Source organism: Pseudooceanicola sediminis (genome assembly GCF_003575965.1).
Taxonomy (GTDB): domain Bacteria; phylum Pseudomonadota; class Alphaproteobacteria; order Rhodobacterales; family Rhodobacteraceae; genus Pseudooceanicola; species Pseudooceanicola sediminis.
The window spans coordinates 327,887-342,190 of sequence record NZ_QWJJ01000001.1 but is presented as its reverse complement, the minus strand read 5'-3'; the positions used below and the strand labels follow the sequence as shown (position 1 = coordinate 342,190).

15 protein-coding genes and 1 tRNA gene are annotated in these 14,304 nt (G+C 63.6%); 6 read left to right on the top strand and 10 right to left on the bottom strand.

Annotated elements, in window-relative coordinates; translation table 11 throughout:
- Positions 1–63 precede the first annotated feature (63 nt).
- The 3 genes from DL237_RS01545 to scpB all read left to right on the top strand — a co-directional run bounded on the left by DL237_RS01545 (position 64) and on the right by scpB (position 2,687).
- A complete protein-coding gene (locus DL237_RS01545) occupies positions 64–1,071 on the top strand; it encodes a glycoside hydrolase family 3 N-terminal domain-containing protein (protein WP_119397242.1) in 1,008 nt (335 codons plus the stop codon).
- The gene (locus DL237_RS01540) at positions 1,064–1,864 is read left to right on the top strand and encodes a segregation and condensation protein A (RefSeq protein ID WP_119397241.1); all 801 of its coding nucleotides are present in this window, start codon (positions 1,064–1,066) and stop codon (positions 1,862–1,864) included. The genes DL237_RS01545 and DL237_RS01540 overlap by 8 nt, the downstream gene beginning before the upstream one ends.
- Before the next feature lie 223 nt (positions 1,865–2,087).
- Positions 2,088–2,687 carry an SMC-Scp complex subunit ScpB gene (gene scpB, locus DL237_RS01535; RefSeq protein ID WP_119397342.1) on the top strand — a complete coding sequence of 200 codons (600 nt, stop codon included), beginning with the start codon at positions 2,088–2,090 and terminating at the stop codon, positions 2,685–2,687.
- Between the two features lie 335 nt (positions 2,688–3,022).
- On the opposite strand, the gene DL237_RS01530 is transcribed toward scpB, so the two are convergent.
- The 9 genes from DL237_RS01530 to DL237_RS01490 form a co-directional block, all read right to left on the bottom strand.
- On the bottom strand, positions 3,023–4,162 hold the full coding sequence (locus DL237_RS01530) for an MFS transporter (RefSeq protein ID WP_119397240.1): 1,140 nt from the start codon (positions 4,160–4,162) through the stop codon (positions 3,023–3,025).
- Position 4,163: 1 nt separating this feature from the next.
- Positions 4,164–5,240, bottom strand: coding sequence for a 2'-deoxycytidine 5'-triphosphate deaminase (locus DL237_RS01525; protein WP_119397239.1), 1,077 nt, complete (start codon positions 5,238–5,240; stop codon positions 4,164–4,166).
- A gap of 150 nt (positions 5,241–5,390) precedes the next feature.
- Positions 5,391–5,467 (bottom strand) — tRNA-Pro (locus DL237_RS01520).
- Positions 5,468–5,569: 102 nt separating this feature from the next.
- Complete coding sequence (locus DL237_RS01515; RefSeq protein ID WP_119397238.1) at positions 5,570–6,235, bottom strand: MerR family transcriptional regulator; 666 nt, start codon at positions 6,233–6,235, stop codon at positions 5,570–5,572.
- Between the two features lie 9 nt (positions 6,236–6,244).
- Positions 6,245–6,547 (bottom strand): integration host factor subunit alpha, encoded by a 303-nt coding sequence (gene ihfA, locus DL237_RS01510; protein ID WP_119397237.1) that lies wholly within the window; start codon positions 6,545–6,547, stop codon positions 6,245–6,247.
- Positions 6,548–6,644: 97 nt separating this feature from the next.
- On the bottom strand, positions 6,645–7,619 hold the full coding sequence (locus DL237_RS01505; protein WP_119397236.1) for a beta-ketoacyl-ACP synthase III: 975 nt from the start codon (positions 7,617–7,619) through the stop codon (positions 6,645–6,647).
- Positions 7,616–8,728, bottom strand: a complete 1,113-nt coding sequence (plsX, locus tag DL237_RS01500) for a phosphate acyltransferase PlsX (protein WP_119397235.1) — start codon at positions 8,726–8,728, stop codon at positions 7,616–7,618. Before plsX ends, DL237_RS01505 begins: the two co-directional genes overlap by 4 nt.
- Before the next feature lie 29 nt (positions 8,729–8,757).
- Positions 8,758–8,964: a 50S ribosomal protein L32 gene (gene rpmF, locus DL237_RS01495; RefSeq protein WP_119397234.1), complete on the bottom strand. Its 207-nt coding sequence runs from the start codon at positions 8,962–8,964 to the stop codon at positions 8,758–8,760.
- 169 nt (positions 8,965–9,133) lie between these two features.
- Positions 9,134–9,709, bottom strand: a complete 576-nt coding sequence (locus DL237_RS01490) for a YceD family protein (protein WP_119397233.1) — start codon at positions 9,707–9,709, stop codon at positions 9,134–9,136.
- A 79-nt stretch (positions 9,710–9,788) separates the two neighbouring features.
- Between DL237_RS01490 and DL237_RS01485 the strand changes: the two genes are divergently transcribed.
- From DL237_RS01485 to DL237_RS01475, 3 genes are all read left to right on the top strand, one after another.
- On the top strand, positions 9,789–10,250 hold the full coding sequence (locus DL237_RS01485) for an outer membrane protein assembly factor BamE (protein ID WP_119397232.1): 462 nt from the start codon (positions 9,789–9,791) through the stop codon (positions 10,248–10,250).
- Between the two features lie 144 nt (positions 10,251–10,394).
- Positions 10,395–11,144, top strand: a complete 750-nt coding sequence (locus DL237_RS01480) for a GNAT family N-acetyltransferase (RefSeq protein ID WP_119397231.1) — start codon at positions 10,395–10,397, stop codon at positions 11,142–11,144.
- A 244-nt stretch (positions 11,145–11,388) separates the two neighbouring features.
- Complete coding sequence (locus tag DL237_RS01475) at positions 11,389–13,209, top strand: ABC-F family ATP-binding cassette domain-containing protein (protein ID WP_119397230.1); 1,821 nt, start codon at positions 11,389–11,391, stop codon at positions 13,207–13,209.
- On the opposite strand, the gene DL237_RS01470 is transcribed toward DL237_RS01475, so the two are convergent.
- Positions 13,206–14,300 carry an AbrB family transcriptional regulator gene (locus DL237_RS01470; RefSeq protein ID WP_233544820.1) on the bottom strand — a complete coding sequence of 365 codons (1,095 nt, stop codon included), beginning with the start codon at positions 14,298–14,300 and terminating at the stop codon, positions 13,206–13,208. The two genes, DL237_RS01475 and DL237_RS01470, sit on opposite strands and share 4 nt — an antisense overlap.
- Positions 14,301–14,304 lie beyond the last annotated feature (4 nt).

Sequence of the window (14,304 nt, the reverse complement as noted above, 5' to 3'; positions counted from 1 at the left end):
ACTCGCCCCCGGATGCGCGCCATCCGCAACAGGCAACAGCGACAGTTGCCGTCAGAGGTTAGCATGGCCTTCGGAGCCACCATTCTCGACCCCACCGGCACCACGCTGACGCCCGAGGAAAAGCGCGTGTTCCGCAGCGCCGATCCCTTTGCCTTCATCCTGTTCGCCCGCAATATCGAAACGCCCGAACAGACGGCCGCCCTGTGCGCCGAGCTGCGCGAGGCCGTTGGCCGCAACGCCCCGATCCTGCTGGACCAGGAAGGCGGGCGGGTACAGCGCCTTGGCCCGCCGCACTTTCGCCAATGGGACGCACCGCTCGATTTCGTCGCGCGCGCCTCAGATCCCATCGCGGCCATGTACCTGCGCTATGCCATCATCGCGGCGGAAATGCGCAGCGTCGGCATCGACACCAATTGCGCGCCGCTGGTCGACGTGGCCGATGACAGCACCCACCCGTTTCTGCGCAACCGGTGCTATGGCACCGATGCCGCCACGGTCGCGGGCCTTGGCCGCGCCGTCTCGATGGGCCTGCTGGCCGGTGGCGTGCTGCCGGTGATCAAGCATATCCCCGGCCATGGCCGGGCCCGTGCCGACAGCCACATGGAACTGCCGCGTGTCACCGCCTCGCTGGCCGAACTGGACGCGGTCGACCTCGCGCCGTTCAAGGTGCTGAACGATCAGCCGATGGCGATGACCGCGCATATCGTCTACGACGCGCTTGACCCCGATCAGCCGGCCACCCTGTCGCCGCGCGGGATCCAGATGATCCGCAACCAGATCGGCTTCGACAACCTGCTGATGACCGATGATATCTCGATGAAGGCGCTCTCGGGCAGCCTGACCGACATCGCGCGGGGCTCTCTTGCCGCGGGCTGCGACGTCGTGCTGCTGTGCAACGCCGACCTCAAGGACCGCATGGAGGTGGCCGAGGCGGCCGGTTTCATGACCCCCGCCGCGCAGCAACGCGCCGAACGTGCCCTCTCGATGCGCCCCGATACCGCCCCCGCGCTTGACTTTGACGCCATGGAGGCCAAGCTGTCCGCTCTGCTGGACGGACCGCTCTATGGCTGAAAAAGACCTGTTTCAGGAAGACCCCGATAGCGTCTCCGAACGCCTTGCGGCCGAGGCGCTGATTGTCGATGTCGATGGTTTCGAGGGGCCGCTCGACCTGTTGCTGACGCTGTCGCGCACGCAAAAGGTCGACCTGCGGCGGATCTCCATCCTGATGCTGGCCCAGCAATACCTGGCCTTTGTCGAACGCGCCAAGAAACTGCGCATCGAACTGGCCGCCGACTATCTTGTGATGGCCGCCTGGCTGGCGTTTCTGAAATCGCGCCTGCTGCTGCCGCCCGACCCGACCGAAGAGGGCCCCTCGGGCGAAGAACTCGCCGCGCACCTGGCGTTCCAGCTCGAACGCCTTCAGGCCATGCGCGATGCCGCCGCCCGCCTGATGGCGCGCGACCAGCGGGGCCGCGATTTCTTTGTGCGCGGCCTTCCCGAAGACGTCACACGCGTGCGCCGCGTCAGCTACTCCGCGACGCTGCTGGACCTGATGCAGGCCTATGCGCGCATCCGTACCCGCGACGAATTCCGCCCCTTCGTGATGGATCGTGACAATGTCTTCACCATGGAACAGGCACTGGCTCACATGCGCGGCATGATCGCCTATGCTGGCAGCTGGACCGATCTTTCGGCCTACATGCCCCCGGGCTGGACCTCGGACCCGATGCGCCGCCGCTCGGTCACCGCCGCCACCTTCGCCGCCTCGCTTGAGCTGGCCAAGGAAGGCAAGCTGGAAATCCGCCAGTCCGATACCTTTGAACCGATCCACCTGCGCCGCAGGGACAGGGGCGACAATGTCTGACACACCCCCCGATCCCGCGGATGACGGCCCGCGCGCCGCGCCGGGCCCCGCCTTTCACAGCACCCGAAATGACACCGTTCGGATACCGCTCCGACACCGTTCAGATACCGACGTTGAAAATCCATTGAATCAAGACCTTAGCGCAGATCAATCCGCCGATACCGACACCGACGTGCCCACCGGGCGCGACGCGCCCCGTGACAGCCTGTTCGAGGCCCCCCCGATGGGCGAGCAGGAGCGCATGGTCGAAGCGATCCTGTTCGCCTCTACCGAACCTGTTTCCGTGGCCGAACTGAACGCACGCATGCCCCATGGATGCGATGGCGCGGCGGCGCTGGTCAATCTGGCAAAACGCTATGAGGGCAGGGGCGTCAACATCGTCCGGGTGGGCGAGGCCTGGGCCATCCGCACCGCGCCCGACCTCGGATTTCTGATGCAGAAAGAGACGGTTGAAACGCGCAAGCTGTCCCGCGCCGCGATCGAGACTCTGGCAATCATCGCCTATCATCAGCCCGTCACCCGTGCCGAGATAGAAGAGATCCGGGGCGTGTCCGTGTCGCGGGGCACCGTCGACCAACTGCTTGAAATGGAATGGATTCGCTTTGGCCGCCGCCGCATGACGCCCGGCCGTCCGGTGACATTCGTGGTGACGCCGTCGTTCCTGGATCACTTCGGCCTCGAGTCGCCGCGCGATCTGCCAGGCCTCAAGGATCTGCGCGCCGCCGGTCTGCTCGACAATCGTCCACCGCCGGGCCGCGCGATCCCTGACGAGGACGACCCCACCGACGACGACCAGCCCGACATGTTCGAGGACGAAGCGTAACCCAATCGCGCACCGGGCCCGATGCGACGGTGCGATGCAACGCCCGGACGGTCAAACCAAGGGGGCACCGTGCCGGGCGATCGCGCGGCGCAACACCCTCGGCCATGTGTTATACTGTGTCGAAATTTCGCCCTTAAAGCGCCGCCAGTGAACGCCGCACGTTTGTTCCACGGCATTGCGCGCAGGGTCCTGCGCAAAGCCGTCGCCAAGGGTCCGCATCAACGGGCCGGCGGCACGCCCCAGGGACGCAAGCACACCGCACAAATGAGACTGTGCACACGAAAAAGATTGCGGATCACACACGGAAAGTGCGCCGCCTGATCCGTTAGGAAAGATTAGCTTCGCGGCGCAAGCCTTTGGGGATAAACACATTCCACCAATGCTATCGCCGCCACGATGGCCGAAACGGTGTTGCAGATTGCAAAGCCGCTCACCTCGTAGGGATGCCGGAACGCCAGCGCCCCGCCAAACACTGCCAGATAGGTTACCGAAGAGTTAAGGCCGAGGATTGCGCCCCGCTGGCTCGGGTCCAGCGACGACAGCCGCGACACCACAAAGTTCAGCGCCAGGTGCTGCGCCATGCCCCACAGCACGGCCAGCCCCGCCAGCAGCCACAGGTTCGTGCCCAGTAGGGCCAGTAACGCATAGATCACTGTCAGCGCCGCGAACGACAGCGCGCCCGCCAATCCGGGCCGCAGCCTGTCAAAGTACCTGTCCAGCAGGGCAGAGATCCCGAAACCTGTTCCATAACAAAGCGTTATGATCCCGGCGACGTCGGTGCCGCGACCCAGGGCATCAGCCACATGGGCCCCGACAAAGGCATAGGTGCCATAAAAGCTCAGCATCAGCATCAGCGCGGAAAACAAGGCCCGCGTGATCCCGGGCACCCGCAGCGCCGTCAGAGGAGAGGTCGCGCTGGTCGCAATGCGCGGCACCCTCAGATCTGTGCGACGCATCGCAATCCACAGACCCGCCATCAGCAGACCCAGGACCACGTAAACCGCGCGCCATCCGGCCCATTCGGCAAGAAAGCCCGACCCCGCGACACCGGCCACCAGGGCAAGCGTCCAGCCGCTCAGCACCAGGCCCATCGTGCGCTTTTCCTCGCCCCGGGGGCCCAGCTGCGGCGCCAGCACATAGATCGCGGGAATGGCCATGCCCGCGCCCAGCCCGCCGATGGCCTGCGCGCCGATCAGCGCCCATTTGCTCGGGGCCAATACGGACGCAACCAGCGAAAGAATAAGGATAATCACCGCCTGGTTCAGGGCGCGATCCGCGCCGATGGTATCCGACCGCGGCGCCAGAAACATCGCGGATACAGCGGTCGTCAGGCCATAGGCGGCGGCGGCCTGGACGATTTCCGCCGGGTCTCCGCCCAGGTCGCGCGCGACTGCCGCCGTGATCGGCGCCAGCACCATGGAATTCGCGCCGACCACGGCAATGGCGCCGGTCAGCAAGGCAACAGCACGGTTCATCTTAACCGGCCCGGAAATGCTTCGACAGCTTCAGCCCCTGACCCTGGTAATTCGAGGCGATTCCAGTGCCATAGAGCGTCTCTGGCCGCTCCGACATGCGCTCGAACACCAGACGGCCAACCACCTGCCCATGTTCCAGCACAAAGGGCGCCTCGTGGCAGCGCACCTCGAGCACGCCGCGCGATCCGGCGCCACCCGCCTCGGCATAGCCGAAGCCAGGGTCGAAAAAGCCCGCATAGTGCACGCGGAACTCTCCCACCATGGCAAGGTAGGGCGCCATCTCGGCTGCGTAATCTGGTGGAATCGTGACAGATTCCCGGCTGACAAGGATGTAGAACGCGCCGGGATCAAGGATGATCTGCTGCGCGTCCGTACGCACCTCTTCCCAATAATCGCTGGCGTCATAGTGGTTCAGAAGATCCAGATCTATGACGCCCGTGTGCGGTTTGGCGCGATACCCCACCAGCTTGTCTGCGCCCGGGCGCAGGTCGACGGAAAAGCCGAGCCCCTGTTCGATCACCGCGATCCCGTCGACCAGGGGTGTCTGCGCATGCAGGGCACGCAGGGCATCATCGCTCAACCCGGCCTGACCGGCGCGGAACCGGATCTGGTTCAGGCGCATTCCGGGGCGGACCAGCACCGAAAAGCTGCGCGGGCAAATTTCAGCGTACAGAGGCCCGGTGTACCCGCTGGGGATACGGTCGAATTCCGTGCCGCCGTCGGTGATCAGACGCGTCAGGAGATCCAGTCGCCCGGTCGAGCTTTTGGCATTGGCCATCGCCGCGATGTCGTCGGGCAAGGCCAGATGCTCCATCAGCGGAACGACGTAGACGCAGCCCTTTTCCAGCACGGCACCCTGCGACAGGTCCACCTTGTGCATTTCGAATTCGTTCAGCCGCTCCTGTACCGTGCGGCCTTCGCCAGCCAGGAACGATGCGCGCACCCGCCAGGCCGTCATGCCAAGCCGCAGGTCAAGGCTGGCCGGCTGGATCTGCGCGTCGATGACGGCAGGGGCCGCCGCGATCTCGCCCTTGGCAATCATGCGTTTCAGATGTTGGCTGGCCAGAATGCCGGTCATAGCGTGTCCTTAGCGGTGTGATGCCCGAGATTAGGACGCAGAGCGCGCGAAGGAAAGCCGCAACAGCGGTAAAAAGGCCCGTAAATCAAGGCTTAAAACACCAAATCCGCCGAGCTTTCGCTGCGGCGGATTTGGCTATCGGGGAATTTTTGGTCGGGCTAGCAGGACTCGAACCTGCGACCTTCCGTCCCCCAGACGGACGCGCTACCAGGCTGCGCTATAGCCCGAATGTCCGGGTGTAATATCCGATCTGACCGCGAGGGCAAGAGGTTTTTCCAGCGTCCAGACCAAAATTCTGCGGGGCCGGTCAGGGGCGTTCAAACGCAGGATCAGGTGAGCGTTCGGGTCAGCTTGCGGGCCAGCATCCAGGCCTCCATGGCGACGTCCGTCGGCATGGAGGTACGGCGCGCAGCCAGCAGTTCAAGGATACCGGGGGCAACGTCATAGGCGTCGTCCTCGGGGTCTTGGGGCAGCGCGAAGGGGAGGCCGGCGGGCGCATCAGCAGACATATCGGTATTCTCTTCCGCGGCATGCGCAGGGGGGTGTTCGTCGGGGGGCGAGTCGGCAGGTATTTGGGCCTTGAGGGCGGCGGTTTCAGGCGCCTGTTCCGGCGAGGTGCCCTCGCTGGCAACTGCCATCCGCGATGCGACTTCTGTCGTTTCCGGCGCGGCAGGGCGGCGCAGCGGCACGATCTCGGCTTGCAGGGGGGCGGCCATGTCCTCAAGCGGTGGCGACATCGCGGCGACATGGGCAATCCCCTGATCGCGCAGCATCTTTTGCACACCCTTGATGGTCATGCCTTCGTCATGCAGCAGCCGTTTGATGCCGCCCAGCAGCTCCATATCGGTGGGGCGATAGTACCGTCGTCCGCCCGCCCGTTTGACCGGTTTGACCTGGCTGAATTTGCTCTCCCAGAAACGCAGGACATGCGCAGGGGTTTCCAGCCATTCGGCGACTTCGCTGATGGTCCGGAAAGCGTCGGCGCTCTTAACCATAGTTGTGCCTTAGCTCTTGTTTCCGGCGGCGACGCGATCTTTCATCAGGTGCGACGGACGGAAGGTCAGAACCCGGCGAGGGTTGATCGGCACCTCTTCCCCGGTCTTGGGGTTGCGCCCGATCCGGGCCGCTTTTTCGCGCACCGAAAAGGTGCCGAAAGACGAAATCTTGACCTGCTCACCTTTGACCAAGGCATCTGACATATGCGCCAGTACGGTCTCGACCAATTGTGCTGAATCGTTGCGCGACAGGCCGACCTCACGGAAGACTGCTTCGCTAAGGTCCATGCGCGTCAATGTTTTTTCACTCATTCCCCGTCCCTCTCTGGTTGCGTCAGAATAGGCGTGCTGCATTTTCCGAGTCAATATCAATGGTTTGTGACGATGGGCCTAACGGCCTTAATCGACCTTACCAGCGCAGTACGACCGATCCCCAGGCCAGTCCACCGCCAATTGCCTCGGCAACGAGCAGCTGGCCCTGACGAATCTTGCCCTCCGCCACGCCGACAGACAGGGCGAGGGGAATCGATGCCGCAGAGGTGTTGCCGTGATCCTGTACGGTCACGATCACCTTGTCCATCGACACTCCCATGCGTTTTGCGGTGCCCTGGATGATGCGGATGTTGGCCTGGTGCGGCACGATCCAATCTACGTCGGTCCCGCTCAGACCTGCCTTGCCCAGTGCGGCTTCTGCGGTATCGGCCAGTTTTCCGACGGCCTGCCGGAACAGGGGGTTACCCTGCATGCGTAACTTGCCCGAGTCCCCTGAGGTGGAAACACCCCCGTCAACGTAAAGCATTTCGCGGTAACGACCGTCCGAGTTCAGGTCGCTGGACAGGATGCCGCGATCATCGGAGGATCCGCTGCCGTTGCGCGCCTCGAGCACGACCGCACCGGCGCCATCACCGAACAGCACACAGGTCGACCTGTCGGTCCAGTCCATGATCCGAGAGAAGGTCTCCGCGCCGATCACCAGCACCCGTTCGGCCTGGCCTGACAGGATCAGCCCATTGGCATTCGCCATCGCAAAGATGAACCCGGCGCAGACTGCCTGAACGTCGTAGGCAAAGCCACGTGTCATGCCCAGCCCGTTCTGCACCATGGTGCCGACCGAGGGAAAGGTCAGATCGGGGGTCGAGGTTGCGACGACAATCGCATCTATGTCATCTGGCGTCAGCCCGGCCATCTCAAGCGCGTTGCGCGCCGCAGCGGTAGCCATCTGAGAGGTGGTTTCGCCTTCGGCTGCAAAATGACGACGCTCGATGCCCGACCGGGTGCGAATCCATTCGTCCGACGTGTCCAGGCTCTTTTCGAATTCGCTGTTCGGAACCACTCGTTCTGGCAGATAGTGCCCGACGCCTGTTGCAACTGAGCGAAGTGTCATTCCGTTCCCGTCTCCCGTTCCGCGGCATCCTGTGCCAGCGAAACGGCAGATGCAACCCGTGCAGCGATTTTGTCCTGAAACCCGGACAGCGCCAGCTGATAGGCCAGTTTGATGGCGGCGGAAACCCCTGTCGCGTCAGCAGACCCGTGCGACTTCACGACCGGTCCGTTCAGGCCCAGGAACACGCCACCGTTGACCCGGCGCGGATCGATGCGCTTTTTCAGACGTCGCATCGAGGTCAGCGCCAGAACGGCGGCGATCCGCGACAAGGGTGTGAATTTGAACGCTTCTTTCAGCAGATCACCGATCAGGCTCGCTGTGCCTTCGCCGGTTTTCAGGGCCACGTTGCCGGTAAACCCATCCGTCACGATCACATCGCAGCGATCACCGGGAATATCGCCGCCTTCGACAAAGCCGACGAATTCGAAATTCGCCGCTTCCGATGCGGTCTGGATCATCTCATGCGCGGCTTTCAGCTCGGTCCGGCCCTTGTGCTCCTCGGTGCCGACGTTCAGCAGGCCTACGCGAGGGCGGGGGAGGTGCAAGCCGTTGCGCGCATAGGACGAACCCATCAGCGCATATTGCAGCAGGTCGCTCTCGTCGGCGCGAATATCCGCGCCGACATCCAGCATGACATTGAAACCCTGCGGATTGCGCGATGGCCACAGAACGGCAATGGCCGGCCGGTTGACCCCCGGCAGCTTGCGCAGGCGCATCATCGACAGCGCCATCAGCGCCCCGGTGTTGCCACAGGATACGCAAACAGAGGCATCGCCAGCGCGCACAGCATCCAGGGCAGACCACATCGAGGTTTGCTTGCCGTGCCGCACGACCTGGCTCGGCTTGTCGTCCATCGTCACGACGTCGGAGGCATCCCGGATCTCGACCCGGTCGGCCAGATAGCGTCGCTTTCCCACCAGCTTTTCCAGCTCGGCCCGTGGGCCGTGCAGGATAAAGTTGATATCGGGATTCTTGCGCGCAGAACGCGCCATGCCGGCGACAACCGTCGCCGGCCCACGATCGCCACCCATGGCGTCAATGGAAAGAACGATCCGGCCTTTGGGCTCGGGCGCTTGCACCGCTGAAACTGGCGTATCCGTCTCAGACATAGAAGACGACCAGCCCTCCCGAACCCGACTTATGCCGCGTCTTCGTCGAGATCGACTTCATCGACCATGGCGATAACTTCACGGTCGGCATAGTTGCCGCAGGACGGGCACACGTGGTGCGGGCGTTTCAGCTCGCCACAGGAGGGGCACTCGTTCGGGTTTGCAGCCACGAGGGAGTCATGCGCACGACGGTTGTTGCGGCGCGACTTGGAGACTTTGTTCTGTTGGACAGCCATGTCACAACCTTATCTGTAATTCGGGGGCACATCGGCCCGGTTTCAGTCGGATGCGAGGCTCATAGTCGGACCCGGCCTCTGCATTCAACCCAAAATTCGGATGGAGGCGCGAAAATACTTCTAAATCTTGCCGGCGCAAGCGATTCTTTGCCTCTTTCCAGAGGTGTGATCACGCCTTGCCGTCGTCGTCGTCTTTTGCCGCGTTTGGGTCAAGCTCCGACATCAGGCCTGCCAGGCCGGCAAACGGTTTCGCGTCCTCGTCGGTCATCGGCGCGCGCCCCGGCTCCGTAACCGCGATCTCGACCGGCGCCACCCCCTCGGCCCGCGGATACAGCGGAAGCGCCAGGGCCAGCTCCTCCTCCATCACGCTGCTCGGGTCGATATGGGTGCCGAGCTTTTCCAGCGTTTCGTCCTCCGGCATCTCGATTTCGTCGGAATCGCCCTCCTCGTCGGGCAGCGTCGGCGTAAATCGGCGCAAGACCGGCTGGTCGATACGGGTGGTGACGGGCTCCAAAGTGACCGAACAGGGCTGGACGACCGTCGCACCCAACTGCCCTTTCAGCAGCCAGTCCGCCTTGCCGTCCGCGCGCACATCGCCACGAAAGCTCAGCTTGCGCAGGCCGATCAGCTCAAGGCGCCCGGCAATCTGGCCCAGCAGCTCGGCATCGGGGCGCACCTCGAACGGGGTTGCTGTGGTCTTTGACAGTGTCGAGACGCGCAGGGCGTCCGCTGTGGGATCGGTCATGGCTTCCTTTCTTGAACAGGCCGCGTTCCTTCTGTAAGCGAGGTAAAAGCCTGTGCGGTTGAATACAAGAGGGGCAAAGATGGGGCGCAACAAGATCAGGGCAGGGTGGCTGGTGTCGCTCGTCGCCATTGTCGGCCTGTCGGCCTGCTCGGCGCAATACCGCAATCACGGATATATGCCCGACGAAGGACAGCTTTCCCAGATCACCGTCGGTGTCGATACCCGCGACACCGTGGAAGAGGTCGCGGGTCCGCCGACCACGGCGGGCGTGCTCAAGGACAGCAGCCTGTACTACGTCCGCTCGCGGGTGCGCCACTACGCCTTCCTGCGGCCAACAGTGGTGTCACGCGAAGTGCTGGCCATCAGCTTTGCGCCCTCCGGCACCGTCAGCAACATCGAAACCTTCGGCCTCGATCAGGGCCGTGTGGTGCCTCTGACCCGTCGGGTGACCGATTCCTCGACCGCCGACAAGACATTCATACGCCAGTTGCTGGGCAACCTCGGCACCTTTGACGCTGCCTCCGTGCTCGGTGCGGAATAGGCCTCGGGCGCCGGTAAGGCGCCCTCTATTCGCCGGACGTTGCCGGAAATCGCGCAGCGGAACCTTCCTTCTGTCACGCTGAGGTCACATCTGACATGGTAACCGGGGCCTATCATGCCTCGGGGTCCTGTCGGAGCAACAAGAATGCTGACACTGAAGAAGGGGCGCTACGCCGCCCGCATCGCTGAAACGGAGGCGGACGTGCAATCCGCGCAGCACCTGCGATCCCTGGCGTTTTTCGGCGCGCCGGACGGGGCCTCTGCCGCGCCCCGCGACATCGACGATTTTGACAGGATCTGCACCCATGTGCTGGTGGAGGATCAGCGCGACGGCACGCTGGTCTGCTGTTTCCGCATTCTCCCGCTCAGCGCAGGCCGAGAGATCGGGCGCAGCTATTCGGCACAATATTACGAACTCTCCAGCCTCGAATCCTTCGAAGGTCCGATGGTCGAAATGGGGCGATTCTGCATTCATCCCGACCACCACGACGCCGATATCCTGCGCGTTGCCTGGGCCGCAATGACCGCCTATGTCGATGACAACGGCGTCGAGATGCTCTTTGGCTGCTCCTCCTTCAAGGGCACCGATGCCGACGCCTATCTCGATGCCTTCGCCGTTCTCAAGGAACGCCATCTCGCCCCGAAACGATGGCTGCCGCGGGTCAAGGCGCCGCGCGTCTTCCGCTTTGCCCAGAAACTGCGTCGCACGCCGGATCGCAAACGCGCCGTTCTGGGAATGCCGCCACTGCTGCGCACATATCTGCTCATGGGCGGCTGGGTGTCCGATCATGCCGTGGTCGATGCCCGGATGAACACGCTGCATGTCTTCACCGGGCTCGAGATCCGCGCCATTCCCGCCGCCCGCAAACGGCTGCTGCGTCTCTCCGCCAATTGACGCGCCAGCCCAGGCGATGTATCTGGTTCCCCTGCATCCTCTCCCTGTCATCTGGCTTCCCTGTCATCTGGCCGAAAATACCCCGGGGGAGGCGCGCGGCACGCGCGGCGGGGGCAGAGCCCCCTTCGAGCCAGCCTCCGCCCAGCCCGCGCCCCATATCAGCCCAGCCTCTGCACAGGCCCTGCCCAGGCCAGCCTGCAAAGCACCGCTTGACGCCGACCCGCCGCCTGATTAGCTGCCGCACATGGCACAGGCACCCCTTCTCCAACTTTCCGGCATCTCCCTGACTTTCGGTGGCGATCCCGTTTTCGATGACCTTTCCCTGACCGTTCAGCAAGGCGACCGTGTCGCCCTTGTCGGGCGCAACGGCTCTGGCAAATCAACCCTGATGAAAGTCATGGCCGGCTTCGTCGAGGCTGACCGCGGCGATGTCGTCATGGCGCCCGGGACCGCCGTTGGCTACATGGAACAGGAACCGGACATGTCCGGCTTCGCGACCCTCGGCGATTTTGCCATGTCGCGCCTCGACATTTCCGAACAATACAAGGTCGAGATCGCGGGCGAGGGTCTGAAATTCGATCCCTCCCGCCCGGTCGATACTGCCTCGGGTGGGGAACGTCGCCGGGCCGCCTTGGCAAAATTGATGGCCGAAGCGCCTGAGCTGATGCTGCTCGACGAACCGACCAACCACCTCGACATCGAGGCGATCGCCTGGCTCGAGGCCGAACTTGCCCAGACCCGCACCGCCTATGTGCTGATTTCGCACGACCGGGCGTTTCTGCGCAACCTGACCCGCGCCACGCTTTGGATCGACCGGGGCCAGGTGCGTCGTCAGGAAAAGGGATTCGAGAATTTCGAGCTCTGGCGCGACAAGGTCTGGGAGGACGAGGACGTCGCCCGCCACAAGCTGAACCGCAAGATCAAGGCCGAAGCGAAATGGGCGGTCGAAGGCATCAGCGCCCGGCGCAAGCGCAATCAGGGCCGGGTGCGCGCGCTGCAGGACCTGCGCGCTGAAAGCGCCGGCCAGATCCGCCGCCAGGGCACCGCCGCAATGGCCTTTGACAGCGGCCAGCAATCCGGGCGCAAGGTCATCGAGGCCGAGGGCCTGCAAAAATCGTTTGGTGGCAAGCAGATCGTCAGCGGTTTCGACCTCAAGATCAACCGTGGCGATCGGGTGGCCTTTGTCGGACCGAACGGCGTTGGCAAGACGACCCTGCTGAAAATGCTGATGGGCGAAGAGGCACCGGATTCCGGCACGGTCAAGCTTGGCTCCAACCTGTTGCCGGCGATCTTCGATCAGAGCCGCGCGGCGCTGGACCCCAAGATGACGCTGTGGGAGAGCCTTACCGGCGACAAGGACATGCGGGTGTCGGGGCAGGCGGATCAGGTAATGGTGCGTGGCACGCCCAAGCACGTGGTGGCCTATCTCAAGGATTTCCTGTTCGACGAGGCGCAGGCACGTGCCCCTGTCCGGTCACTGTCGGGTGGGGAAAAGGCGCGGCTGCTGCTGGCCAAGCTGATGGCCCGGGAATCCAACCTGCTGGTGATGGACGAACCGACCAACGATCTGGATGTCGAGACGCTGGACCTGTTGCAGGAACTGCTGGACGATTACGATGGCACCGTTCTGCTGGTCAGCCACGACCGGGATTTTCTGGATCGGGTGGCCTCGACGACGGTGGCGATGGAGGGGGATGGCCGGGCCACGGTGTATGCCGGCGGCTGGACCGACTACCAGGCGCAGCGCAAGGAGGTTGCGGCAGAAGCTGAATCCCGTGCCAAGGCAGCCCCGAGAGCCCCGGCTCAGCCCTCAAAAGACAGTGGCAAAGGCAAGAAATCGGGTCTTTCGTTTACCGAGCGGCATCGCCTCGAGGAACTGCCCGCGGTCATCGAAAAGCTTGAGGCCGAGATCGCCAAGCTGGAAGAATTCCTGGCCCAGCCGGATCTTTACCAAAAAGAACCGGTAAAGTTTTCCAAGGGTACCGAGGCCCTGACGGCGCGCCAGGCGGATCTGTCGCGTGCCGAAGCCGAATGGATGCAGCTGGAAGAAAAAGCCGAAAGCTAGGACTGGCCCGGATCCTGCCGTTCGGCGGGGGCCGGGAACCATTGCCGGCGTTTCGCCACGCCCAGCATCGCCACGGTCAGGATGATCCGGTAGAGATGGTGCAGCGTGACCACCGCCGGATTTGCGTTCAGGCTGAGGGCGATCAGCGCCATTTCGGTCACGCCGCCGGGCGAAAACGAAATCAGCAAGACGTCCATGTGCTGCCCGGTGATCGGTGCGATGCTGAGCGCCATGGCAAGGCCCACGGCCACCATCGTGCCGACCGACAGCAGGCTGAGCCCGGTCGCCCGAACCAGCCGCCCCAGGTTCATCCCGGCAAAACGTGTCCCGAGAGATGCGCCGATCACCACCTGGCAGCCACTGATCAACCAGGACGGCGCCTGGATCACCGCCAACCCTGACAGCGTCACGATTGCGGCACAGATCAGCGGCCCGATCAATTGCGACGCGGGGATCTTGAGGCGGCGAAAGATCAGCAACCCGAGGATGGCAACCGCAAGAACCTCCGGGATATGTTCGGCCCCGACCGCGGTGCGGTTCAACGACATGCCGGCGGCCGAACCGACAGGGTGGCCATAGTACAGCGACAGGCCGATGGGCAGGCAGGTCACCACCATGATGATACGCAGGAATTGCTGCACGGCCAGGATGCGCACATCCGCGCCCGCCGCTTCGCCCGAGACGATGGCCTCGATCAGGCCGCCGGGTGATCCCGAGAAAAAGGCTGTCGGGCGATCGTAGCGGCCTATCTTGTGGAAAATCAAGAAGTTGAGCCATTGTGTCAGCGGCACGAACAGGGTCAGCGCGGCCATCGACAGCGCCACTTGCGGCAATTGCGCCAGCACGTCCCACGTGATCTTGGCGCCGATGGTGGCACCGATCATGCCGATGAAGATGGAGCGGAAATGTTCGGGAAAGCGGTAGTTCTGCGGCAGGAGCCCCGGCATCAGGCCGGTCACGAGTGCAACGCAGAACAACGAGCCGAGCATGTAGGGCAGCGGCGCATGGGCGTAGTGGGCAATCATCCCGCCGACCAGGCCCAAAACACAGATACCGAGAGCGAGGGGCAGGGATTTCAGGAAAGCGTTCAAGTCA